The 23,227-nt window shown below is 31.9% G+C and carries 29 protein-coding genes; all 29 read left to right on the forward strand.

Annotated features, from left to right (window positions below; translation table 11 throughout):
- Positions 1-326: 326 nt before the first annotated feature.
- Positions 327-1,715 carry a dihydrolipoyl dehydrogenase gene (gene lpdA / locus ASE40_RS09025; RefSeq protein WP_057116619.1) on the forward strand — a complete coding sequence of 463 codons (1,389 nt, stop codon included), beginning with the start codon at positions 327-329 and terminating at the stop codon, positions 1,713-1,715.
- Between the two features lie 251 nt (positions 1,716-1,966).
- Entirely contained in the window at positions 1,967-2,917 is a 951-nt protein-coding gene (locus tag ASE40_RS09030) for an SPFH domain-containing protein (protein WP_057116620.1), read from the forward strand.
- Entirely contained in the window at positions 2,917-3,159 is a 243-nt protein-coding gene (locus ASE40_RS09035) for a hypothetical protein (protein WP_057116621.1), read from the forward strand. Before ASE40_RS09030 ends, ASE40_RS09035 begins: the two co-directional genes overlap by 1 nt.
- A 13-nt stretch (positions 3,160-3,172) precedes the next feature.
- On the forward strand, positions 3,173-4,108 hold the full coding sequence (locus ASE40_RS09040) for a hypothetical protein (RefSeq protein ID WP_057116622.1): 936 nt from the start codon (positions 3,173-3,175) through the stop codon (positions 4,106-4,108).
- A gap of 23 nt (positions 4,109-4,131) precedes the next feature.
- Positions 4,132-5,085, forward strand: coding sequence for a DUF6620 family protein (locus ASE40_RS09045; protein WP_057116623.1), 954 nt, complete (start codon positions 4,132-4,134; stop codon positions 5,083-5,085).
- Positions 5,086-5,192: 107 nt separating this feature from the next.
- The gene (locus ASE40_RS09050) at positions 5,193-5,942 is read left to right on the forward strand and encodes a DUF2314 domain-containing protein (RefSeq protein WP_057116624.1); all 750 of its coding nucleotides are present in this window, start codon (positions 5,193-5,195) and stop codon (positions 5,940-5,942) included.
- Positions 5,943-6,086: 144 nt separating this feature from the next.
- Positions 6,087-6,578 carry a TPM domain-containing protein gene (locus tag ASE40_RS09055; RefSeq protein WP_057116625.1) on the forward strand — a complete coding sequence of 164 codons (492 nt, stop codon included), beginning with the start codon at positions 6,087-6,089 and terminating at the stop codon, positions 6,576-6,578.
- Positions 6,579-6,717: 139 nt separating this feature from the next.
- Positions 6,718-7,332: a hypothetical protein gene (locus ASE40_RS09060; RefSeq protein ID WP_057116626.1), complete on the forward strand. Its 615-nt coding sequence runs from the start codon at positions 6,718-6,720 to the stop codon at positions 7,330-7,332.
- Between the two features lie 62 nt (positions 7,333-7,394).
- Entirely contained in the window at positions 7,395-8,042 is a 648-nt protein-coding gene (locus ASE40_RS09065) for a suppressor of fused domain protein (RefSeq protein ID WP_057116627.1), read from the forward strand.
- A 10-nt stretch (positions 8,043-8,052) separates the two neighbouring features.
- Positions 8,053-8,391, forward strand: a complete 339-nt coding sequence (locus ASE40_RS09070) for a hypothetical protein (protein ID WP_057116628.1) — start codon at positions 8,053-8,055, stop codon at positions 8,389-8,391.
- A 95-nt stretch (positions 8,392-8,486) separates the two neighbouring features.
- Positions 8,487-10,832 (forward strand): hypothetical protein, encoded by a 2,346-nt coding sequence (locus tag ASE40_RS09075; RefSeq protein ID WP_057116629.1) that lies wholly within the window; start codon positions 8,487-8,489, stop codon positions 10,830-10,832.
- Between the two features lie 12 nt (positions 10,833-10,844).
- Complete coding sequence (locus tag ASE40_RS09080) at positions 10,845-11,276, forward strand: GNAT family N-acetyltransferase (protein ID WP_057116630.1); 432 nt, start codon at positions 10,845-10,847, stop codon at positions 11,274-11,276.
- 19 nt (positions 11,277-11,295) lie between these two features.
- On the forward strand, positions 11,296-11,697 hold the full coding sequence (locus tag ASE40_RS09085) for a DUF1801 domain-containing protein (RefSeq protein WP_057116631.1): 402 nt from the start codon (positions 11,296-11,298) through the stop codon (positions 11,695-11,697).
- 13 nt (positions 11,698-11,710) lie between these two features.
- Complete coding sequence (locus ASE40_RS09090; RefSeq protein ID WP_198530114.1) at positions 11,711-12,445, forward strand: DUF2625 domain-containing protein; 735 nt, start codon at positions 11,711-11,713, stop codon at positions 12,443-12,445.
- Between the two features lie 108 nt (positions 12,446-12,553).
- Positions 12,554-13,546, forward strand: a complete 993-nt coding sequence (locus ASE40_RS09095) for an ankyrin repeat domain-containing protein (protein WP_057116632.1) — start codon at positions 12,554-12,556, stop codon at positions 13,544-13,546.
- 109 nt (positions 13,547-13,655) lie between these two features.
- Positions 13,656-14,336 carry a DUF4919 domain-containing protein gene (locus ASE40_RS09100; protein ID WP_241774346.1) on the forward strand — a complete coding sequence of 227 codons (681 nt, stop codon included), beginning with the start codon at positions 13,656-13,658 and terminating at the stop codon, positions 14,334-14,336.
- 281 nt (positions 14,337-14,617) lie between these two features.
- On the forward strand, positions 14,618-15,160 hold the full coding sequence (locus ASE40_RS09105) for a DUF2975 domain-containing protein (RefSeq protein ID WP_057116633.1): 543 nt from the start codon (positions 14,618-14,620) through the stop codon (positions 15,158-15,160).
- A 10-nt stretch (positions 15,161-15,170) separates the two neighbouring features.
- Complete coding sequence (locus ASE40_RS09110; protein ID WP_057116634.1) at positions 15,171-15,377, forward strand: helix-turn-helix domain-containing protein; 207 nt, start codon at positions 15,171-15,173, stop codon at positions 15,375-15,377.
- An 84-nt stretch (positions 15,378-15,461) separates the two neighbouring features.
- Entirely contained in the window at positions 15,462-16,058 is a 597-nt protein-coding gene (locus ASE40_RS09115; protein WP_057116635.1) for an NAD(P)H-dependent oxidoreductase, read from the forward strand.
- Positions 16,059-16,078: 20 nt separating this feature from the next.
- On the forward strand, positions 16,079-16,519 hold the full coding sequence (locus tag ASE40_RS09120) for a hypothetical protein (protein WP_057116636.1): 441 nt from the start codon (positions 16,079-16,081) through the stop codon (positions 16,517-16,519).
- 29 nt (positions 16,520-16,548) lie between these two features.
- On the forward strand, positions 16,549-17,085 hold the full coding sequence (locus ASE40_RS09125; RefSeq protein WP_057116637.1) for a hypothetical protein: 537 nt from the start codon (positions 16,549-16,551) through the stop codon (positions 17,083-17,085).
- A gap of 138 nt (positions 17,086-17,223) precedes the next feature.
- Entirely contained in the window at positions 17,224-17,709 is a 486-nt protein-coding gene (locus tag ASE40_RS09130) for an SRPBCC family protein (protein WP_057116638.1), read from the forward strand.
- 103 nt (positions 17,710-17,812) lie between these two features.
- A complete protein-coding gene (locus tag ASE40_RS09135) occupies positions 17,813-18,709 on the forward strand; it encodes an NAD(P)H-binding protein (RefSeq protein WP_057116639.1) in 897 nt (298 codons plus the stop codon).
- A gap of 12 nt (positions 18,710-18,721) precedes the next feature.
- Positions 18,722-19,636, forward strand: coding sequence for a helix-turn-helix domain-containing protein (locus tag ASE40_RS09140; protein WP_057116640.1), 915 nt, complete (start codon positions 18,722-18,724; stop codon positions 19,634-19,636).
- A 58-nt stretch (positions 19,637-19,694) separates the two neighbouring features.
- Complete coding sequence (locus ASE40_RS09145; protein ID WP_057116641.1) at positions 19,695-19,907, forward strand: hypothetical protein; 213 nt, start codon at positions 19,695-19,697, stop codon at positions 19,905-19,907.
- A 79-nt stretch (positions 19,908-19,986) separates the two neighbouring features.
- Entirely contained in the window at positions 19,987-20,355 is a 369-nt protein-coding gene (locus tag ASE40_RS09150) for a nuclear transport factor 2 family protein (RefSeq protein ID WP_057116642.1), read from the forward strand.
- Between the two features lie 140 nt (positions 20,356-20,495).
- Positions 20,496-21,545: a serine hydrolase domain-containing protein gene (locus tag ASE40_RS09155; protein ID WP_057116643.1), complete on the forward strand. Its 1,050-nt coding sequence runs from the start codon at positions 20,496-20,498 to the stop codon at positions 21,543-21,545.
- Between the two features lies 1 nt (position 21,546).
- On the forward strand, positions 21,547-21,969 hold the full coding sequence (locus tag ASE40_RS09160) for a DUF1801 domain-containing protein (RefSeq protein WP_057116644.1): 423 nt from the start codon (positions 21,547-21,549) through the stop codon (positions 21,967-21,969).
- A gap of 2 nt (positions 21,970-21,971) precedes the next feature.
- The gene (locus ASE40_RS09165; RefSeq protein WP_057116645.1) at positions 21,972-23,075 is read left to right on the forward strand and encodes an MBL fold metallo-hydrolase; all 1,104 of its coding nucleotides are present in this window, start codon (positions 21,972-21,974) and stop codon (positions 23,073-23,075) included.
- The last annotated feature ends 152 nt before the right edge of the window (positions 23,076-23,227 follow it).

A 23,227-nucleotide genomic window follows, 5' to 3' on the forward strand; every position in this document is an offset into this window, starting at 1 on the left:
ACTGATTTTAAAATCTTTTTAATCCTAACAATCTGTGGCTACATTATTTTTGACATTGATATTTGACATTGGTATTGGTATCGATAAATTTTCAGATTTAACTTCTAAATGTCAATTTTCAGTTCATAATTCACAATTTACAATTAACAATTACTTCAGTTTCTGTGAAAAGACCAAAATCTGTGTTGCTAAAAACAAATTTTCGAACGTTGATTTAAAATAAATCATTAAATTCGCAAGCACAAATAACAAAAGAATAATAATCGAAAAATGAGTTTCGGAAATATAAACTTCATTTTCGGTAGTTAATATTAAAAACCAAAAAAATGAAATACGACGTTATTGTTTTAGGAAGTGGTCCTGGCGGATATGTTACAGCAATTAGAGCTTCACAATTAGGCTTTAAAGTAGCTGTAGTTGAAAAAGAAAATCTTGGTGGTGTATGTTTAAACTGGGGATGTATCCCAACTAAAGCATTACTAAAATCGGCTCAGGTTTTTGATTATTTAAAACACGCTTCTGATTACGGATTGAAAGTTTCAGAATTTGACAAAGATTTCCCAGCAGTAATTCAACGCAGCCGTGGTGTTGCTGAAGGAATGAGCAAAGGAGTTCAATTCTTAATGAAAAAAAACAAAATTGACGTTATTGAAGGTTTTGGAAAACTAAAACCAGGAAAAAAACTTGACGTTACTGATAAAGATAGTAAAGTTACAGAATACAGCGCTGACCACATTATCATCGCTACTGGAGCTCGCTCTCGTGAGTTACCAAACTTACCTCAAGATGGTGTAAAAGTAATTGGATACCGTCAGGCAATGTCATTGCCAACACAACCAAAATCTATGATCATTGTTGGTTCTGGAGCAATTGGAGTTGAGTTCGCTCACTTCTACAACTCAATGGGAACAGATGTTACTATCGTAGAATTTATGCCAAACGTTGTTCCTGTAGAAGACGAAGATATCTCAAAACAATTTGAGCGTTCATTGAAAAAAGCAGGAATTAAAGTTATGACTAACTCATCTGTTGAGCGTATAGACACAACTGGTGCAGGAGTAAAAGCGTTTGTTAAAACTGCTAAAGGAGAAGAAGTTCTTGAAGCTGACATCGTACTTTCTGCTGTTGGAATCAAAACAAACATTGAAAATATCGGATTAGAAGAAGTTGGTATTGCTGTTGACAGAGATAAAATCTTGGTAGACGCTTACAACGCAACTAACATTCCAGGATACTACGCAATTGGAGACGTTACTCCAGGGCAAGCTTTAGCTCACGTAGCTTCTGCTGAGGGAATTAACTGTGTGGAAAAAATTAAAGGTCTTCACGTAGATCCTATTGATTACGGAAACGTTCCAGGTTGTACTTATGCAACTCCTGAAATTGCTTCTGTAGGTTTAACAGAAAAACAAGCAAAAGAAAAAGGTTACGAATTAAAAATTGGTAAATTCCCATTCTCAGCTTCTGGAAAAGCAAAAGCTGCCGGAGCTGCAGACGGATTCGTAAAAGTAATTTTTGATGCTAAATACGGAGAATGGTTAGGATGCCACATGATTGGTGCTGGTGTTACAGATATGATTGCTGAAGCAGTTGTAGCTCGTAAACTAGAAACTACAGGTCATGAAATCCTTAAATCTATCCACCCTCACCCAACAATGAGCGAGGCTGTTATGGAAGCTGTTGCAGATGCTTACGGCGAAGTAATTCACTTGTAAAAATATACCGTTTTACGGTTATATATAATTTTCAATCTAAAAATCCGATTTGCGAAAGCGAGTCGGATTTTTTTATTGTTATATCCAATCAACAGCTTTGTTTGTCATTTCGAGGAACAAAGAATGATAATACATTGTCTCAAAAATAAAGCCTTAAACTTTTATAAAGAAAAATTTGTTAAAAACTTGACATTAAAAAATTTTCTCATCGTCTTAAAATTCTTATTTTTATTATTTCTAAATAATTTTGCATGAAATTACCATTTATAGAAATAATTGAAGCCACTACAATTGATCCCAATCTATTAATGTGGAAATATTATGATGAAGACAAAGAAATCAAAAACGGAGCAAAATTAACCGTTAGAGAAAGTCAGCAGGCAATGTTACTAAATGAAGGACAGCTTGCAGATATATTCTCACCGGGACTTTACACCTTATCTACAGAAAACATTCCGATTCTGAGTAAACTAAAAGGCTGGAAATACGGATTTGAAAGTCCGTTTAAAGCTGACGTTTACTTTTTCAATACTCATCAATTTATCAATAACAAATGGGGAACTCCTGCTCCCATCCTATTAAATGATCCTCAGTTTGGGCAAATCAGGGTTCGCGCTTTTGGGAGTTTTGATATTAAGATTGTTGATGCTGCCAAATTCTTTCGTCAATATGCAGGAACATATCAACAGTTGACCATTTTTGAATTACAGAATCAATTAAGAGATTTTGTTGCGCCAAAATTTGGTGAAGTTCTCGCAAATGAAAATATTACAATTACTGATATTGCTGGAAATATTACCCAATTAGGTCAAAAAATTGAGCCTTATCTTAAACCTTATTTTCTACAATTGGGAATTGAATTAACGCAGTTTGTTATTACCAGCGTGACATTGCCAGAAGAAGTTACCGCTCATTACGATAAAATCACCAATATGAATATGGTAACGGATATGGATAAGTTTACCAAATTTAACACCGCAACTGCTATTGGAGACAAAGGAACAGTGCTTCACGATGCAACACAAAATGCACTGAGTATGGGAATTCTTTTAAACCAAATACAGCAGAATAAAGAAACTCCAAAACAAGAAACAGACGATCTGACTTCTAAACTTCAAAAACTCAAATCATTGTTTGATGCTGGTTTAATTGACGAAGCGGAATTTAAAACAAAGAAATCTGAACTATTAAGTCAACTGTAATGGAAGAAAAAAAAGTCAATTCATTTCTGGACAAACTTAAAGCAAACGCAAAAAAACAATCTAATTACGGCGGTGAATTAGAAATTACCCAAGCCCAAATGAATGTAAGGGATTGCCCAAATTGCGGCGCTGGAAGAGCCAAACAAGATGGCGTAACACATTGCGCTTATTGCGGATTTGAGTTCATAACAGTACAACTTACAGACGGAGTTTACATTAAGAAAGAAGATAATTCAATTTAAAAAATCAAGATAAGTGTTCGGATTATTCAAGAAAGAAAAAGAAGAAAGTCTACCCGATTGGTATTGTGAACTTCAGGAATCACAAGAAAGATGGTTTAGTTTTTTAGAAAAATTGGAAACTAAAATGGAAGAGTTTGCAACGGCAGCAATTCCAGAACTAAAACAGATTTTAGAAGAAGACGATGATATTTATAAAAGAACTTTTCAGAAAGTTTATTCAGGTGTAAATGGGCAATTAAACAATATAAGAGAAAAAGCCAGAGACACTTTCGAAGAAAAAATATTGGATACTTACCAAAACATCAATTCGCAGGTTTCTGTTCTAAGTAAATATTACGGGTTAATTTCTAATTTTAGAACTGTTTGTTCCGATCGTTATCATAGAGGTTTTGAAGACAAATATGAATATTGGAGAAAACAAATAGAAAAAACACAGGAGCGTGATCTTGAAATAGAATATCAGAAAATCTTAGATGAATTTGAATCTATTAAAGATAAATTCAGCTGTAAACAATGCGGTGGAAATATCACAATCGAAAAAATCTTTTTAATCGAAACCTATATTTCATGTCCGTATTGCAAAACACAGAATACTTTTGCGCCAAGCACACAGGGAAGGAATTTACAACATATTGCACGGGGACTTGCCGAACAGAGAACTGCACATTTACAAGAGGCTTATGAAATTGAAAATGAAAAAGAACGTGCCTTATACCATCAACGACATGAATTAAGTTTGAGCACAATACACGAAACAGACAAAAAAATTTTGAGTGAAATCAATGCGAAAATGGATGAACTGGAAGAACAAAGACAGTCTGCAATTCAAAATGCTCCAAAATTATATCATACTTATTTAAGAGCAATGTACGATGAGTGGAATAAAATTACCCCAGATCTGAAAGAACACAACGAAAAAATGTATCAGAATCAATTAAAATATAAATAGTTATTAACCCTAAAAATCGACAAATGTTTAAAAAGCTTTTTGGATCTCTAACCGGAGACAATAAACAGGAAAACCAAAATTACGAAGCGCAGACTTCAAATAACAATTACGAAGACGATAACAATTATCAAGAAACAGAATACGATCCTGAAACTTTACACGGAACACATTACGAGGTAGAAGATTTTGATAATGAAGTAGCTGCAAGAGCGGAAGCTTGGATTGCAGACGAAAGAGCAAACGGCGAAAACCTAGATGAAAAAGATATTCAAAATATATATTTCAACTACAGAAGAGCAGTTTACACAGAATGGAACAATTGCGATTCTGATCAAATGATACGATTTGAACATGCTAATTCACTAAAATACTCAGGAATTCAAACTTCAGGATTTGTAAAAGTAGATGACAACAATCCGTTTTTAGAACCTGTACATGGCGTAGATTTAAGAACTTATACCGCAATGTGTCTTAAAATAAGCGCCGGAATAGATTACTTGGAAGTTTGTAAAGCAATGGGATTTGAACCAATAATCTGGGAAGAATTAAATACAATCTGGCCGCAGCGTATGGGCGAAGATACTTCGTTTACGGTTACAACTTTATTCGGACAATATTACGCTGAAAATGTAACAGTTCCGCAGTTGGAAAATCTTAAAGCTGAAATTTCTGAAGAAGGTGCTGCAAATCTAGAAAGAATCAGAACTGATCGCTATTTCTACGAAGAACTTGCAGGAGCAAGACAGGCAGCTTATGAATACGGAATTGACGGTGCTCAATGGATTTTGGATAATTTCGGAATCAATCTTGCCGATTTTCAATCTGTGGCAATGCAATGGATGACGGAGCAAAATCAGAATTGGAATTCAGAAGACATCATGGAATTCACAAATTATCAGCAGGAAAAACAAAAAGAATATGCTGCAAAATTTGCCGCAGAACAAGGCGGGAATATTGCAGACGATGTAAATTTCTAAACCCGATTTACTTTTGATATAAAAAAACCGATTTGCGAAAACAAATCGGTTTTTTATTCGTTTAGAAGATCATAATAATCTAGATAATCACTTATAAATACTATATAATGGAAGAGACAAAAATATTCTACGCCGACGGAGAAAATCCAAAAATGATTGAGGCTTATAAAAAAGCACAAGAAACCTTTAAATACTTCTGGAGAGAATTATCTTGGGAATACCGAAGAATAATTCCAGGACTTGATGTTGCTTGTGTAAAACTGGCTTTTACGCAGGAAATCGACAATGAAACTGTTGTAGAACACATGTGGATTAACGATGTAAATTTTGACGGAGAAAATATATACGGTGTTCTAGTAAATGATCCTGACGAATTAACGAATGTAAATAACGGTGATGAAGTACAAATTCCAGTAAACCAAATCAGCGATTGGTTATTTGCAATTGGTGGAAAAGTCTACGGTGCTTTTACAATTCAGGCAATGCGTTCTGAAATGAGTGAGGAAGAAAGAGCATCACATGATGAAGCTTGGGGATTAGATTTTGGTGATTTTAATGATATTCTGGTGGTTAACGAACAAAAAGAAAAACCAGAAAACATCATTGAACATCCGATGAGTAAAAACATGAAAGAAAGCCTTATTGACTTTGTAAAAAATAATCCTGAAGAAATAACAGCTCAAGACGAATTGGGTTATACGTTTTTACATCGCGAAACAATTGCCGGAAATCAGACTTCTATTGAAGTTTTATTAGAATCTGGTGCAGATAAAAATGCCAAAACCGAAAATGGAAAAACTGCATTAGATTTTGCAAAAGAACTTAAATGGGATCATTTACTTCCTTTATTGCAGTAAAATTTTAAAATCCGATTCAATTGTAAATCGGATTTTTTTATTTGAATGTTATGGGAAATAAATATTGATTTTTCGTAACAATTTAAGGCCTGAATTTTAATAATAAAGCATTAGTTTTGCATCGCCCAAATCAACATATCTGCCATGAAAAAATTAGTATTCGTTTTTGCAATTGTTCTTTTTTTTCCAAATTATTTTTTTGCACAAACAAAAGGTGAAGCACAAAACATCTTTGCCAAATCATACGATTATGTAAATGATTTCGAAAAAATCCTTACTCCAAAACAAATCAAGGATTTAAATGATTATCTGAAAGCAAGTGAAGCCAAAACAAAAAGCAAAATCCTAATTGTTACAACCTCATCAATAGCACCTTATACAGACCTGACAGATTATTCGCTGGACTTAGATAAATACCTGCTTTCTAAATTAAAGATCGACACTTCAATTTTAATTGTAATCAGTAAACAACTAAGACAAATTCAAGTACAGGGAGTTGACAAAATACGTGCAAAAATGACCGATCAAGAAATGAAAGATATCATAGCTGCGTATGTGGTTCCTGAGTTAAAAAAAGGCGATTATTACAAAGGTTTACAGCAAGGCACTCTACAGCTGATAAAAAAAATAGAATAAAACAAGATCCGATTTGCGAAAGCGAGTCGGATTTTTTTATTCTGTTAGATAATTGTAATTATTTACACAATAAAAAAGTAATAAAAAAACTACATTATATATCTTTGCTTATAATTTGAGTTTTTAAGATAAAAAATTTATGAGCATAAAAAAGCAAGATAAATATGAAAAAGATGAAGAAATTTTAGCAACTATTGAAGAATTAGAAAAATCAATTTCTCCAAATGGTTTAATTTTAATAAAAAAAATTTACAAAGAAATATGTTCAGAACTGGGAACATATATTATAGCTTTTTATTCAGATCAATCAATAATTGAAAGGATTGTAAAAATCGCATATAAATATGAATTTGACGAAACTATTCTCGAATACTTCATACGAACAATAACAATGATCTGCAGAAGATTTGATATTAATACTAAAACTTCTTATGATTTTTTAATTAGACATATTAATATAAAAAATAAGAGAATTCAGTTTGTTATTGCAAATCAATTACCACTATTATCAGAGTTCGATAATTGCGAAAATAAATGGGAATACATTTTATCAATTCCAAAAATACCACCCAAAAAAGCATCTATAGATACATTTTATCGAATAATAAATCAGCAAATCAACAAAGTTCCCGCTCATTTTAGATATGATATAATAAAGATATTAGAAACTCATATAAATGGTTCAAACTTGCATATTGTAGTTTATGATTATTACACAAATTTAATAAATCAGTTAAAAAAAGGATTATTCTAAAAATTCCCAGTTTTCGAATAAAAATAATATCTTGTATACACTTAAACTACAAACCGATAAAGATGACTTTAGAAGAATACAAGAAAGAATTTTCAGAAGATGACGCCGTTGGATGGTTAGAAATTGACAAAGAATTTGACCGACTTTATCCAGGGCAGGAACCTAAACATTTTGTACCTGCGATTAGTTATATGCTTGGTGGAGAAGATCCTCTAGATGGTATAAGCGTGTATGAAAGTAAAAAACAAACAAATCATTATCATTTTATAACCTACGGATTTTCTGAATTATATTATAATGAAGAAAAAGTTGATGGGGAATTTAGCAAATGGGGTTTTGAGCTTACTTTTAGACTAAAACCTTTCGAAGCCGATAACGGAAACCCAAGCTGGGCAGTGGTCCTACTTCAAAATATTGCAAAATATGTTTTTAGCAGCGGCAACTGGTTTGAAGAATTTCATTACATGCCTGCAAACGGACCTATTCGTCTCGATACAGATACCGATATTACAGCACTTGTTATTGTAAATGATCCCGAAATTGAAAAAAAACATACCCCGCATGGAGAAGTTTCATTTCTACAGATTGTTGGAATAACTTCATCTGAATTCGAACATATCAAAGCAAATCCTGGAACAGCCGAAGAATTGGTGAACAAACTTAAAGAGAACAATCCGTTATTGATTACCGATCTAAATCGAAAAGACTAAAAAATCCAAAATGATTAATTATAACGGTAAAATTTTTAAACCCTTCAGTAATAGTGACAATGGAGAAACGTCTCACGAGACAGTATTTCATTATCAACAAAAAGGGAATATTTTAACGGCTCAATATTCGGGAGGAAAAATAGTTACTGGGCATTTAATTGGTTTGGTTGATGAAAAAGGAAATATCGAAATGCGCTATCATCAAGTAAATGACAAAGGCGAATTAATGACAGGAATGTGTTCCTCGAAACCAGAAGTTTTAGAGAACGGAAAAATAAGACTCCATGAAACCTGGCAATGGACCTCTGGAGATCATTCTAAAGGAAATTCTATAATCGAAGAACAGTAGAAATCAGATATCTAAAACAAGTTCAATTTGATTTGGTCTTTTAAAAAAATTAGCCCGCCTAAAAACATAACCTCAATATAAAAAGACATCTCTAAATGAAATTAAAGATTATAACTTTTATTATTACAGCATGTTTTTATGGCATTTCATTTTCTCAGGAAACTGCAGTGAAAAATCCCCCAACAGCCTTTTCACAAAAAGAATCCTTTCTAGACAGTGTTATTGAACCGCTTAAAAAAAATCCGTTATATTTTGAAAAAGTGTTTCTTCATAGCAATAAAACATCTTATTTTATTGATGACATTGTTTGGTTTAAAGCTTATGTTGGTGACATTTCGAACAAACCTTCCTTAAAAACAACACGTCTTAATGTGAATCTCTTAGATGCAAAAGGCAAAATAATTCAAAACCAGCAAGTTTTTATTTATAAAGGAATCGGAAAAGGACAGTTTATATTAAACGATTCGCTAAAAACTGGAGTTTATTATCTTGAAGCGGCGACAAATTACATGAGAAACTTTGGAGATGACAATACCTTTATTCAAGAAATAAATATTCTGAACAACATTTCCGTAAAGCAAACCTCTTCGAAGAATAAATATGATATTCAGTTCTTTCCAGAAGGAGGTTATTTACTGGAGAATGTAGAAAATACAATTGGCATTAAATCATTATGTAATGGAAAAGGAATTGATTATTTAGGCAAGATAATAAATACAAAAAATAAGGAAGTTGCCACTTTTAAAAGCCAGCATTTAGGAATGACTAAGTGTAACTTTATCTATGAGCCAAATGAAACATACAGTGCCGTTGTCCATATTAATGACACTGTAATAAAAGTAAATCTGCCTGCTGCTCAAAAAACAGGTATTCTTTTAAATCTTGACAATACACCTTTAGAGCATATTAAACTAAGTCTTAAGACAAACAGCAATTCTATTCCTGAAATAAAAAAGAATCGTTACAAACTGTTATTTCATCAAAAAAATAATATTCTAGATTATCTCGAAATTCAAAACTTAGAAGCATTAAATCTAGAAATCGACAAAAAAAACTTCTATAATGGTATTAATACGATTACCCTTTTTAAAGATAATCAGCCAATTGCAGAAAGAAAATTTTATGTTGAAAAAGAAGTACAACCAATCGTTGCGATAGAAAAAACAACTATTGAAAATGATTCTATTAACTACAAGCTTAAAATATCTCACTTAGATCAAAGTATAAATGCAAATTTGAGTACATCAGTATTACCTCTAAATGCATTAAATTATACAGAAACCAATACTATAAAAAGTGCTTTCCTCCTATCCCCGTACGTAAAAGGATATATTGAAAATCCTGCCTATTATTTTAATACAAAAAATGATAACAGAAACCAGCATTTAGATTTACTGTTGCTTACGCAAGGCTGGACTCAGTTTACATTAAAAGAAATGATTGCTGACTTAAATCCTGTTTATAAATATGATTTTGAAGCAGGATTTAAGCTAAAGGGCAGCTTGTCAACTCTTCCTGCAAATCATCTGGCTCTATTAACAACAGATAATATAATTATTGATAAAATATTTTTGAATGAAAAAAAAGATTTCAGCTTCAATAATCTTCTCATTTACAAGGGAGATGCTGTCAAAATTTCATTTGTAAACAACAATAATGAGGCCATAAAACCAGAAAATATTCAGCTTAATAATTTAAAAAACTCGTCGCTGACTAATGTAAACATTGAAAACAGAATAAAACAAACTTCTATTTTAAACGAGAATTCATGGAATGAGATGTATACGGCAGGCTCTATAAAATTGGATGAAATAAGAATTACTGCCCAAAACAAAAGAGCTGTCGATCGAAAAAAGCTCATTAAAAAATACCAGCCGTTGGTTTTTGATATTGGGAAATATTATGATATAGAAATTGCAGAACATTTTAAGAACAAAGATTTAATGTATTTTTTAAATTTTGATCAAAATGTCAAAATGGTAACCTGGAAAGGTCAAGAAACCTATCTGGAAACTGGAATTGACAAAGAAGCAGTTTTATATATTGATGGAAAATATATTTCATCTAATGAATTACTTGGTGTTTCTTTAGAAATAAAAGACATCGAAAACATTATGATTCAAACTGTGAAAGGAAATAAAATTTTTCAGGTTTTCACCACACAAAACTATCAAAATAATATCGTTGAACTTTTTAACCAATACATCATTACAGACGGATTTGATAAAGACAAAAAGTACTATTCACCAATTTACGCTTTCAATATCGAAAAGTACAGTAATTGGACAGAAATTGACTGGAAACCAGACTTACAAACGAATAATGGAGAGGTTTCATTCAAAATAAAGTCCAATCCTCAATTAGAAGGTTATTTATTTTCAGTTCAAGGTTTTGCACAAGATGGTTCTTTGATTTCAGAAAATTTCAAAATAAATCAATAAACGAATGCGTTAATGATCATAGAAGAAGTCCAAAATAAACATTATCCAGCTTTAAAAGAATTATTTTTAAACGAAAGAAAAAAAACTTTTTCATGGCTAGATACATCCAAATTCCATCTAGATGATTTCGAAAAATACACACAGGGAGAATATATTCTCACTGCATTAGTAAATGATATTCCTGTTGGTTTTATTTCGATTTGGATGCCGACAAATTTTATTCATCATTTATATGTTGACGAAAAATATCAAAACAAAAAAATTGGAACAGAATTATTAAAAGCAGCTATTGGCGTAACAAAATCTGCCGTAACTTTAAAATGTCTAGAAAACAATACAAAAGCAATTGAATTTTATAAAAAAAGAGGATTTACAGAAAAAGAAAAGGCATACTCTCAACATGGCAGCTGTATTTTTTTAAAATCTTCTGAAGAAATAGTTTAACACATTAAACTTGAAAAACATGAACAAAGAAATTCAGGCATATAACGATTCTCAAAGCGATGAAGATCAAAAGATATGCACAGTTTTAAGTACTATAATCAACCATTTGCTGCCTGAAGCGGAAAATAAAATCTGGCATGCACACCCAGTTTGGTTTTTAGATGGAAATCCGATTGTGGGTTACAGCAAATTGAAAGATTCTGTTAGATTGCTTTTTTGGAGCGGACAATCTTTTGACGAAGAAAAACTCCAAAACGAAGGTTCTTTTAAAGCTGCAGAAATCCGTTATACAAACTCCGATCAAATCAATGAAGAAGATTTAAAACGCTGGCTGGAAAAAGGAAAAGAAATTCAGTGGGATTATAAAAATCTTGTAAAACGAAAAGGAGTTCTTATTCGATTAATGACCAAACCCTATTAACTTAAAAACCAAAATGAAATTTTTTCAATTATTAGCCGTTATTTTTTTTACATCAACAACCTTTTCACAAACCAAAATGCGTCCTGTAAACGAACTCATAGATCCAAAAGATTCTGGATGGAAATTAGTAAAAGAATGGATTGATACTGCCAAAAATAAAGTAGAAATTCTTCCAGCAGATCCACAAAAAGCCAAAGATGCTTTGTATCATACACAAGTAACAACAAAATCACCAATGGGTGCGATTGTATATAAAACCGGCGGAATCATAGTAGACAACGGCTGGATTAGGATTTTAGGCTCAGGCAGTTCCAAACTCAACCGCAGTCTTCCGGATTGGAATAAAGGAAAATCTTTTAAAGAATTTGGAGAAGCTCCTTCTTATTTTTTAATCGCAGACGACGCTCTGGGTGGTTTTTATATATTAAACGGAGGCGCTTTACGAACAGATCTTGGCAATGTTTATTATTTTTCTCCAGATAATTTAGAATACGAACCGCTTGATATTACCTATTCTCAATTTTTAGAATTTTGTTTTAACAACGATTTAGACAAATTTTATTCAGGAAGCAGATGGGAAAATTGGAAAAGTGATGTTGCTGTACTTAAAGGTGATCAAGTTTTTAGTTTTTATCCTTTTTTATGGTCAGAAGAAGCAAGCGATATAAACAAAGTCTATCGAAAACCTGTTCCTATTGAAGAACAATACAACTTAAATTTAGATTTAAGGAAACAGTTTGGGCATTAGAATGAATTCATTTCAAAACTTAAAACAGCTAAACTTTATGTTTTTGCATCAAGAAATTATTTTTTGTAATTAAAAACGTACATTTGAAAATTACAAATTAAATTTACAATGAATAATTTTAAGCTACTCCCACAGCAATTCTCTTCAATCTTAGCTACAAAAATTTCAAATGGAGAATTTCATTCTGCAAAGCAAATTATTAATAGTGAAAATATCAATGTTAACTCCTATATAAATGCTGAATATTATAACACATTAATAATTGAAGTTCTAACATCATATGGATGCAAAGATGAAATTGAAAGAACAGAAATGATACATTATTTATTAGAAAATGGTGCTAATCCTAATATGTATTGTAAAAGTGGCTATAATGCTCTACACATAGCTGTACAACGCCATAATCTTATAAAGTCACTGGATTTACTTCTCGATTATGGAGGAGATGTGAATTTAACTGACAGTAAAGGAGCAACAGTTGCTTATTGGGCTATACAAGGATTTCCTTGGCGAACAGAAGGTGACGAACGCCAAATTCATTTGGGCGTTATTGAAAAAATAATTATGCTCGGTGCTGATTTGGATTTAAAAAACAAGTTTGATATAACACCTAGAAAATGGCTCGAGCACACATCAGAAGATGTAAAGAAACTTGTAGAAGAATGTGAAAAAAAAGAGCGTTTATATAAACCTAGTGATACTATTTATCCTAAATTCCCAACAAATTACAAATTTCCAGAAGTTGTTGAACAATTAAGAAGTCTTATTCCTTCTAGCGGAAAAGCTAATACAATTGAATCAGAAATGTTAAGGGGTTTAGACAATCTTCAAGATGAAGCCTTTAGAAACGGAAATATTAATTATAATGAACAGCATAAAGATTTTGCGAAATTTATACAAACAACATTAACTGAGTCGTCAATTTTTGACGAAAAAGAAATTAAGAAAATCAACAGTGTGGCTAAAAAACTTATGAGTTCTAAAAAGCCATATTTACATAATGATGTTTACGATTATTTAACGGATCAGATTTGCATTTATCACAATCACAAAAACAAGAAAGAAGTTAGTAAAAAGAAATGGTGGCAGTTCGGAAAATAATAAAACTTAAGGTCTTTATTAGTATATAATCAATTATCACAACAACGTTTTGCGTCAAATTAATTTGTATTTTAGTAAGATCAGAACTACAACCTAAAACCTTCTAATCATGCTGAAACAAATTTTTCTTCTCCTAATTTTTTGTTTGGGAATTCAAACGTATTCTCAAGAACTTGGTTTCACGATTCCAGATTACAAAGCAATCGAAAAAGAAATTAACGATAAGAATTCCAAATTCTTTTATCCCAAATTAATGGAAAGGCTGACGAAAAATGACACTTTATTATCGCATGAGGAATACCGTCATTTGTATCTTGGGTACTTTTTTCAACCCAAATACAATGCCTTTTGGAAATCGCCAGATGAGCAAAAACTAAACGAATTATTTGGAAAAGAAAAACTCGAAAACGCAGATTATGATGAGATTATTAAATTAATCAATCATTCTTTAAGTGAATTTCCTTTTGACCTAAAACAACTCAATTACCTCTCTTATATTTACCATTTAAAGGGCGACGAAACTTCATCTAAAATCACTTCATTTAGATTTCACAGTATTATGAATGTGATTTTATCTTCTGGTGACGGAAAAAAATGCGAAACTGGTTTTCATGTTTTACTCGTCGAACACGAATATGTTCTTTTGAACGTTTTCGAAATTGAATCAAAAGGTCAGTCACTCGTCGACAACTGCGATTATCTAAGTTTTGAAAAAGGTGCTTACAATGTTGACGGTATTTACTTTAATATCGAAAAAATGCTGGAAAACGAAAGAAAAGCAATTCGATAATTTTTTTCAAATTTGCTCTTATAAAAAATTAAATTTCTCTTTTAGCCCCGATGGAAACGGCATCCTTTTTTGGCTCTTCACTCCTATTGTCTGCCAAAAAAGATATAGTGGACAGCGGGACAAGTGGTCTTTTGAAAAACTAAAGTACTGCTTATAAAAACAAAATAACAACTCCAATAGATTTCTGTCTACTGGAGTTTTTTTTTTGATAAAAATTATATTTTTATTGTTTATCAATAAATATTTATTATTTTAGCAGCATAACTTTTAATCTAATTACAATGGAAATTAAAATTGGAACACCAGAAATCCTGAAATTTTTGAATATTTTATCTTGGATCATTTTTATTGGTTTATGCATAGAAGCGGGTATGTATTTATTTAATGGTATTTATACAATGACTATAAATTCATACAACGCACGGTTTCTCAATTTACTAGATCTTTATAATTTCAGTCCCAGCCATTATATTCAGGAAATGATTCTTATGAGTATTGTCGCTGTTTTAAAAGCGATTATGTTTTACCTAATTGTAAAAATGCTGCATGAGAAAAAGCTAAATGTGACACAGCCTTTCACTGCAGAAATGGATCGTTTTATATTTTACATGGCTTATCTGGCTTTTGGAATTGGTTTGTTTTCTTACTGGGCTTCAAAATTCAACAATTGGCTCACTACAAATGGTGTAAAGCTTCCTGCGCTAGAAACATTAAATTTAGAAGGTGCCAGTGTATGGATATTTATGGGTGTTATACTATTTGTTATCGGACAGGTTTTTAAAAGAGGAATTGAAATTCAGTCTGAAATTGACTTAACTATTTAAACGAGAAATTATGCCTATAATAGTAAATTTAGATGTAATGATGGCAAAAAGAAAAATGTCATTAAACGAACTTTCAGAAAAAGTAGATTTGACATTATCTAATCTTTCGATTTTAAAAACCGGCAAAGCAAAAGCAATTCGTTTTAGCACACTTGAAGCAATCTGCAAAGTTTTAGACTGCCAGCCTGGAGATATTCTAGAATTTTCGGAAGAATAAATTAGATAGCTTTTTTGGATTTAATTTGTATTTTCGTACAAAATTATCTATTTCAAAAGGTTTTTAAATCTAAAGAATCTAAAAATGAATATTTTAATTGTTTACGCACATCCCAGCAGAAAATCATATACGTTTCAAGTTTTAGAAAAATTAAAATCTGTTTTAGCTCTTGAAAAATGGAATGTAGAAGTTTCCGATTTATACGCTTCTAATTTTAACAGCGATATGTCTGAAGAAGAATACGAACGTGAAGGTTTTGGAAGAACAGAACTGCCGATTTCGGCAGATGTTTGGAGTGAACAAGAAAAAATAGAACGAGCAGACTGTATTATTTTTCTTTATCCCGTTTGGTGGAGCGATTGTCCTGCAAAACTAAAAGGCTGGTTTGACCGCGTTTATTCTGTTGGATATGCTTACGGCCAAAACGAAACTTCAAGAAAAATGAAAACTATTCCGCTTGGACTTGTAATCTGTACGGCTGGACATCCAAATGATTTTTTACATGAAATCGAAATTGCCCAAAGCATGGAAAAAGTAATGCTCCATGATCGACTTGGAAAACGTTTTGAAAATAAAGAAATGATTATTTTAGGCGGTACTTTGGACTTGGAAAATGTGATGGAAAAGCATTTTGACCAAATAAATCAAATTCCAGAAAAAATAAAAACTATAAAGCAGTAATTACCCAATATTAATAAAAAATGATACAAGAAGACGAGTCACAAAAATCAGTATTTGAAGAAATTCCAACCGAAAAAATTTACTCTTCCAAAGCCATAAAAACAGCAACATTTTTTGCTGGTATTCTAGTTGGAGGATATTGCATTGCTGAAAATTTTAAAGCTTTTAATGATTTTGAGAAAGCAAGAAAAACGTGGATTTTCACTATAATTTCTACAATACTAGTTATTGTATTGGTATTCTGGCTTCCTGATAACTTTCCTTCAATTTTATTTCCAGCGGCTTATTTAGGAATGGCTTCTTATGCTGTTCAAACTTATCAAGAAAAAAATATTCAAGACCATATCGAAAAAGGTGGAGAAACTTTCAGCGGTTGGAGAACTTGTTTGATTGGTTTGATCAGTATTTTGATTTTTTTAAGTCTTGTTTTAGGTGCTTCCACATTAATTGACGGTATTTAATTAAATCTTAAAATCAATTTGTTAATAATTTGGAAGAAGGATTAAGAACACTCCTACCTAAAATTTCTATTGACTTTAATAAAATAAACATGAATCTTAAAAAAATAAAAGTTTATCATTTATTTTGGTTTGTTGCTGTATTAGTTGCATTCATTGCATTAGTGTCAAGCAATTATCCTAACTCAGCATTAGATATAAACATTTCAGATACTTACTTTGTCATTTCAAATTATCATTTAGCTATTGTTTTATTTTTTTCTTATCTATTAATGGGGCTCGGGTATTGGCTGGTTCTAAAAATTTTAAATAAACAGCTGTTTAAACTTTTGACTATTATTCATACCTTAATTTTAATCGGTAGTTTTCTCTTTTATTGGATCGTTGTAGTATTTGGCAAGCTCCATCTTAATAATCGTACTTATAATTATTTTGATGATTTTGAATTAATCAATATTACTTTAGTGTCTGAATTCTTAATCATAATTTTCGTAGCCACTCCAATTTATATAATCAATTTATTAATTGGAATTTTTAGAAAAAGTAAAACAGAAATGATTCAACATTAAGTTTAAATCTAAAATCTAAAATCTAAAATCCCTCCCCCCTTCCTTGTCCGAAACACACCGTAAAATTGTCTTTTAAACACCTCAACTAATTGATTTTTAGATTGTAATTTTACTTTACTAATTTATAAATCACTAAAAATGAGCGCACAAAGTTTTACCACAAAAATAATAGTAGATCAATCTCCAGAAGAAGTTTTTGAAGCCATACAAAATGTTCGAGGCTGGTGGTCTGAAGAAATTGAAGGAAATACTGCCGAACTTAATGATGAATTTGATTACCATTATGAAGATGTTCATCGATGCAAAATAAAACTGGTTGAAGTTATTAAAAATCAAAAAATAGTCTGGCTGGTTGAGCAAAACTATTTTAAATTCACCGAAGATAAAACCGAATGGACGGGAACAAAACCAACTTTTGAAATCGCAGAAGAAAACGGAAAAACAGAGCTAACTTTCACCCATTTCGGATTAGTTCCCGAATACGAATGTTATGAAGTCTGTAAATCTGGCTGGACGAATTATATTCAAAACAGTTTAAAAAAGCTGATTACAACTGGTAAGGGCGAACCGAATGCAACTGGAAAACCTCAAACAGAAACCGAACGAAAATTATCTGAAAAATAAAATACAGATTCATAATTCTATTTTTAGACTACATCAATAATAGATTTGGCTACATCTCTTTGATAGATGCTTCGCAACTTTGTATCATCAAAAAAATAGAATTATGAAAATTATAATTACAGGTTCTTTAGGGAACATCAGCAAGCCTTTAACTGTAGCTTTAGTACAAAAAGGACATTCGGTTACCGTAATTGCAAGCAGCAATGCAAGACAAGAAGAAATTGAAAAATTGGGTGCATCGGCAGCAATTGGTTCTGTAGAAGATTTGAGTTTTTTAACCAAAACTTTTACTGGAGCAGATGCCGTTTATTGTATGATTCCTCGAGCGAATTATTTTGATCCGAATCTTGATTTGGATGCGTTTACACGAAAAATAGGAAATAATTATGCCGAAGCAATCCAACAATCTGGTGTAAAACGTGTTGTTTTTCTGAGCAGTATTGGTGCAGATTTAGAACAGAATTCTGGAATTATCCAGCGTTATAACGAGATTGAAGCGGTTCTGAATAAACTTTCAGATGTTGCAATTACGTTAATGCGTCCGACTTCATTTTATTACAATTTGCTGGCTTATATTCCGATGATTAAAAACCAAGGAATCATTGCAGCAAATTATGGTGGAGATCAATTGATTCCGTGGGTTTCTCCAAACGATATTGCCAGCGCTATTGCAGAAGAAATCACAACTCCGCTTGACGGAAGAAAAATTCGTTATGTTTCTAGTGAAGAATTAACGGGTAATGAAACAGCTAAAATTCTGGGCGATGCCATTGGAAAACCAGATTTGAAATGGCAGTTAATCAGCGACGAAGAAGTCCTAAACGGATTAGTTTCTGTTGGAATGCAGCCAAAAATTGCCCAAGGTTTAGTTGAAATGTACGCCGGACTTTACAACGGTTTACTAGGTGAAGATTATTATAAAAATCGCCCTTATGAATTAGGAAAAACAAAACTGGCTGAATATGCCAAAGAATTTGCTTCTATATACAACCAAAATTAAGTACTTTAGACTATGGCAAATCAACAACCCGTTCGCATAAAAAGCATCAGCGAATTTCATCAATTTCGAAATCTGCCTAAACCAGAACATCCTCTTGTAAGTGTTTATAATTTTGAAGATTTAAAATACTTAAACGAAAATGAACCTAAAAGCCTGATGCTTGATTTCTATTCTATTGCACTCAAAAGAAATGCAAATGCAAAAATGCGTTACGGCCAGCAGGAATATGATTTTAAAGAAGGAGTTTTGTTATTTATTTCGCCGGGTCAAGTTTTTTCTATAGAAGGAAATTCCGAAATGCAGCATACAGGATGGTCATTATTGATCCATCCTGATTTTTTATGGAATACACCACTTGCGCAGAAGATTAAACAATACGAATATTTTGGATATGCCGTTCATGAAGCATTGCATCTTTCTGATAAAGAAGAAAAAATGATTATCGATATCATCAAAAATATTCAGCAGGAATATCAATCGAATATTGACAAATTTAGCCAAGAGGTAATTATTGCCCAAATCGAATTATTGCTTACTTATTCGGAGCGTTTTTATAACCGTCAGTTTATTACCAGAAAAATAAGCAATCATCAGATTCTGGCGCGCTTAGAAAAATTACTTGAAGATTATTTCAACAACGATTCCCTTAGTAAAAAAGGTCTGCCAACCGTACACTATATTGCCGAAAGCCTGAATGTTTCTCCCAATTATTTAAGCGGTTTATTGAAACATCTTACCGGACAAAGCACGCAGCAGCACATTCACAATAAATTGATTGAAAAAGCAAAAGAAAAACTATCGACCACGAATTTATCTATAAGCGAAATTGCTTTTGAATTAGGTTTCGAACATCAGCAGTCGTTTAGCAAATTATTTAAAACCAAAACAAATGTTTCTCCTCTGGAATTCAGACAATCTTTCAATTAAACATTTAGCGAAACGATTCATTTATTTCATAAATTCGTTATACTAAAAACGAAAATAAATGAGCACAAAATCTACAATAAAACCTGCAAAAAAATGCTACGAACATCTTGGCGGTAAACTTGGCGAACTCCTTTTAGAAAACTTTGCAGACAAAAACTGGATTGCTAAAAAATCGCCTTCAGACAAACATTTTTACATTACAGAATTGGGCGAAAAAGAGTTTTCAAAATTAGGAATTGATCTCTCAAAAATTAAATCGGAAGAAGTTTAATTTTATAAATTTCCAGTCATTTTCTGCAATAATTATCGAGCCGAATTCCTTACCTTAGTTTGCTTTTAAATCTCGAATTATGACTAAGAAAGAAATCGCTAAGAACTTTCTGAAATTGGCCGCAAAAGGGCATTCTCACGAAGGTTTTAGATTATATGTTGGAAAGAATTTCAAACATCATAACCAGCACTTCAAAGGTGATGCAGAAACTTTGATGCTGGCTATGGAAGAATCTGCCAGAACAAATCCGAACAAGGTTTTTAAAATTCACCATATTTTAGAAGACGGAAATCTTGTCGCAGTACATTCGCACCTCAAACAAACACCAACAGATATTGGTTTTGCTGTTGTTCATATCCTTAAATTTGAATCGGATAAAATCATCGAACTGTGGGATTTAGGTCAGCCAATTCCTAAAGAAACTATCAATGAAAATGGAATGTTTTAGATTAATGGTGAATTGTTAATTGTTAATTGTTAATTGTTAATTGTCAATCATAAATTTTTAATCTTTAATTTTTAATCTTTAATTTTTAATCTTTAATTGTAAAACACATAAAACGCTAATCACCAATCTTTAATCCATCAATGAACTTATTTTTTAAACTTTCGTCTTTTTTATTTTTAGTACTTGTTTTATCCAGCTGTTATTCAACGGCCCAAAAAAAAGAAGATTATAAAAAAAGTATTGACAGTTTAATTCAAAATGCAGATCCGCTTTTTAATGGCGTTGTTCTTATTTCGCAAAAGGGAAAAACTTTGTATTCTAAAGCAAAAGGATATTCTGATTTTGATTCTAAAAAAGTTTTAAAACCCGAAAGCCAGTTTGAGATCATGTCCAACAGCAAACAGGTTACAGCTGTTTTGATTTTATTGGAAGTAGAAAAAGGAAAAATTGACCTGCAATCTCCAATTAAAAAATATTTACCTCATCTTAAACAAACTTGGGCAGATTCAGTTACCGTTCATCAATTATTAAATCATACTCACGGAATTGTAGATTTAGATAAACCATTGGCTTTTAAACCTGGAACCGATTTTAAATACGGAAATCTAAGTAATAATTTATTGGCAGAAATTGCGGCATATTCGGCACAAAAAAACTTTTCAGTATTACAAAATGAGCTTTTTCAAAAACTGGAAATGAAAAATACTTTCTCTTACGATAAAAGCAAAATTCAAAATTTAGTTTCAGGATATTTCAATGAAAATAATGTTTTAAAAAAAGTAACACAAACTCAAATTACACCGCAAAGTTTAGGCGCAGACGGCGTTGTTTCTACCGCAGCAGATTTGGTAATTTGGAATAATAAGCTGCACAACGGGGAAATCTTAAAGCCAGAAACCTATCAATTAATGATAAAGTATAATATTTTGTCGCAGCATAATGTTTTCGGAAAAGACAAAAAAGGCTACGGTTATGGCATTAGAGTTATTGATAATGAACCCATAAAATATTTGGGACACACAGGTTTAGGAGATGGTTTCTCTTCTCTTAATCTATATTTTCCTGATTCTGGAATTAGTTTAATTATTCTAGAAAATCAAATGAACGCTAAATCTGATCTTTTTTATGCTTCAGAAATTAAGATCAAAGACATTTTGATGAAGAGCAAATTATTCAATCAAAAATTATAAAATGGCAAAAAATAAAACTACCGAAACGCAGCAAAGTGTAACTGATTTTATTAATGCTGTCGAAAATGACGCAAAAAGAAATGATGCTTTTGAACTCGTAAAAATAATGCAGGAAGCCACAGGTTTTGAACCAAAAATGTGGGGTCCAAGTATAATTGGTTTCGGAAGCTATCATTACAAATACGATAGTGGACACGAAGGTGATGCGCCGCTTGCTGCTTTTTCTCCCAGAAAAGCTGCCACCACAGTTTATTTCTATTTACCAGAAGAAAATAGAGAGGAACTTTTGTCTAAACTAGGAAAACACAAATCTTCAAAAGCCTGCATTTACATCAATAAATTGACTGATATTGATATTGAAATTTTAAAAAAGATAATTTTGCTTTCAATTGAATTTACCCAAAAATTATATCCCCAAAAATAAAAATGATCACATTCTTAATTCTCCTAATTCTAATAGTTTTTATAGCTTATAACTTTTTACAACATCCAAAATTCGGAAAAGCACCTTCTGGTGAAAGATTAACCGCAATTCAAAATTCGCCTCAATATAAAAACGAAAAATTCGAAAACCAGCATTTCACGCCAGATCTTGCCGAAGGAGCAAGCTTTGCGGGAGTTTTGTTTGAATTTTTCTTTAAAAAAGTAGACAGAAAAATTCCAGTCGATTTGATTCCGTCCGTAAAAACCAATTTACACGAATTACCTATCTATCAGGATATTTTGGTTTGGTTTGGGCATTCGTCTTATTTCATTCAGCTTGAAGGAAAGCGTTTTTTAATCGATCCGGTTTTCAGCGGGAACGCCTCTCCTATTCCCGGCACTACAAAATCGTTTAAAGGATCTGATATTTATACCGTTGATGATCTTCCAGAAATTGATTATTTATTGATTACACACGACCATTACGATCATCTGGATTATGAAACTATCCTAAAATTAAAACCTAAAACTAAAAAAATAATTACAGCTTTAGGAGTAGGTTCTCATTTTGAATTCTGGGGTTTTCCTCCAGAAAATATCATCGAAAAAGATTGGTACAGTACAATAGTATTAGATGAAAATCTTACTATTCACACGGCGCCCTCCAGACATTTTTCGGGCAGAAGTTTTAAACGCTGCAATACGCTTTGGACTTCTTTTGTTTTAGAAACTAAAGATTTTAAAATGTATCTCGGCGGAGACAGCGGTTACGATTCGCATTTTGCTGAAATCGGCGAAAAATACGGACCTTTTGATATTGCTTTAATTGATAATGGTCAATACAACGAAAAATGGAAATACATTCACAACATGCCAGATGATGTTATAAAAGCCATGAAAGATTTAAAAGCGAAAAGGGTTTTTCCGGTTCATTCTTCTAAATTTGCTTTATCACTTCACTCTTGGGATGAACCCTTAATCAGAGTGACAGAATTAAATAGTTTATCTGATAATCCAATTTCTTTGATCACACCAATGATTGGTGAAATAGTAGAGTTGAAAAATGAAAACCAAAAATTTAAACAATGGTGGAAAGGGGTTAGGTAATTTTAATTGTGAATGATTAATTGTTAATTGTTGATTGTTAATTGTTGATTTTACTTGAAACTTAAACGTATGCCTTGTCATCCTGAGCGTCCCGAGAATTCGGAGAAGGGCACAACGCAAAGGGCTTCGACTTCGCTCAGCCTGACAATGTG

This window comes from Flavobacterium sp. Root935 (assembly GCF_001429295.1).
Lineage (GTDB): Bacteria > Bacteroidota > Bacteroidia > Flavobacteriales > Flavobacteriaceae > Flavobacterium.

What these genes read in the sequence shown, in the direction of transcription:
- lpdA (WP_057116619.1), top strand. Translation starts at nt 327, where the DNA reads ATGAAATACGACGTTATTGTTTTAGGAAGTGGTCCTGGCGGATATGTT.
- ASE40_RS09030 (WP_057116620.1), top strand. Translation starts at nt 1,967, where the DNA reads ATGAAATTACCATTTATAGAAATAATTGAAGCCACTACAATTGATCCC.
- ASE40_RS09035 (WP_057116621.1), top strand. Translation starts at nt 2,917, where the DNA reads ATGGAAGAAAAAAAAGTCAATTCATTTCTGGACAAACTTAAAGCAAAC.
- ASE40_RS09045 (WP_057116623.1), top strand. Translation starts at nt 4,132, where the DNA reads ATGTTTAAAAAGCTTTTTGGATCTCTAACCGGAGACAATAAACAGGAA.
- ASE40_RS09050 (WP_057116624.1), top strand. Translation starts at nt 5,193, where the DNA reads ATGGAAGAGACAAAAATATTCTACGCCGACGGAGAAAATCCAAAAATG.
- ASE40_RS09055 (WP_057116625.1), top strand. Translation starts at nt 6,087, where the DNA reads ATGAAAAAATTAGTATTCGTTTTTGCAATTGTTCTTTTTTTTCCAAAT.
- ASE40_RS09060 (WP_057116626.1), top strand. Translation starts at nt 6,718, where the DNA reads ATGAGCATAAAAAAGCAAGATAAATATGAAAAAGATGAAGAAATTTTA.
- ASE40_RS09065 (WP_057116627.1), top strand. Translation starts at nt 7,395, where the DNA reads ATGACTTTAGAAGAATACAAGAAAGAATTTTCAGAAGATGACGCCGTT.
- ASE40_RS09070 (WP_057116628.1), top strand. Translation starts at nt 8,053, where the DNA reads ATGATTAATTATAACGGTAAAATTTTTAAACCCTTCAGTAATAGTGAC.
- ASE40_RS09075 (WP_057116629.1), top strand. Translation starts at nt 8,487, where the DNA reads ATGAAATTAAAGATTATAACTTTTATTATTACAGCATGTTTTTATGGC.
- ASE40_RS09080 (WP_057116630.1), top strand. Translation starts at nt 10,845, where the DNA reads ATGATCATAGAAGAAGTCCAAAATAAACATTATCCAGCTTTAAAAGAA.
- ASE40_RS09085 (WP_057116631.1), top strand. Translation starts at nt 11,296, where the DNA reads ATGAACAAAGAAATTCAGGCATATAACGATTCTCAAAGCGATGAAGAT.
- ASE40_RS09090 (WP_198530114.1), top strand. Translation starts at nt 11,711, where the DNA reads ATGAAATTTTTTCAATTATTAGCCGTTATTTTTTTTACATCAACAACC.
- ASE40_RS09095 (WP_057116632.1), top strand. Translation starts at nt 12,554, where the DNA reads ATGAATAATTTTAAGCTACTCCCACAGCAATTCTCTTCAATCTTAGCT.
- ASE40_RS09100 (WP_241774346.1), top strand. Translation starts at nt 13,656, where the DNA reads ATGCTGAAACAAATTTTTCTTCTCCTAATTTTTTGTTTGGGAATTCAA.
- ASE40_RS09105 (WP_057116633.1), top strand. Translation starts at nt 14,618, where the DNA reads ATGGAAATTAAAATTGGAACACCAGAAATCCTGAAATTTTTGAATATT.
- ASE40_RS09110 (WP_057116634.1), top strand. Translation starts at nt 15,171, where the DNA reads ATGCCTATAATAGTAAATTTAGATGTAATGATGGCAAAAAGAAAAATG.
- ASE40_RS09115 (WP_057116635.1), top strand. Translation starts at nt 15,462, where the DNA reads ATGAATATTTTAATTGTTTACGCACATCCCAGCAGAAAATCATATACG.
- ASE40_RS09120 (WP_057116636.1), top strand. Translation starts at nt 16,079, where the DNA reads ATGATACAAGAAGACGAGTCACAAAAATCAGTATTTGAAGAAATTCCA.
- ASE40_RS09130 (WP_057116638.1), top strand. Translation starts at nt 17,224, where the DNA reads ATGAGCGCACAAAGTTTTACCACAAAAATAATAGTAGATCAATCTCCA.
- ASE40_RS09135 (WP_057116639.1), top strand. Translation starts at nt 17,813, where the DNA reads ATGAAAATTATAATTACAGGTTCTTTAGGGAACATCAGCAAGCCTTTA.
- ASE40_RS09140 (WP_057116640.1), top strand. Translation starts at nt 18,722, where the DNA reads ATGGCAAATCAACAACCCGTTCGCATAAAAAGCATCAGCGAATTTCAT.
- ASE40_RS09145 (WP_057116641.1), top strand. Translation starts at nt 19,695, where the DNA reads ATGAGCACAAAATCTACAATAAAACCTGCAAAAAAATGCTACGAACAT.
- ASE40_RS09150 (WP_057116642.1), top strand. Translation starts at nt 19,987, where the DNA reads ATGACTAAGAAAGAAATCGCTAAGAACTTTCTGAAATTGGCCGCAAAA.
- ASE40_RS09155 (WP_057116643.1), top strand. Translation starts at nt 20,496, where the DNA reads ATGAACTTATTTTTTAAACTTTCGTCTTTTTTATTTTTAGTACTTGTT.
- ASE40_RS09160 (WP_057116644.1), top strand. Translation starts at nt 21,547, where the DNA reads ATGGCAAAAAATAAAACTACCGAAACGCAGCAAAGTGTAACTGATTTT.
- ASE40_RS09165 (WP_057116645.1), top strand. Translation starts at nt 21,972, where the DNA reads ATGATCACATTCTTAATTCTCCTAATTCTAATAGTTTTTATAGCTTAT.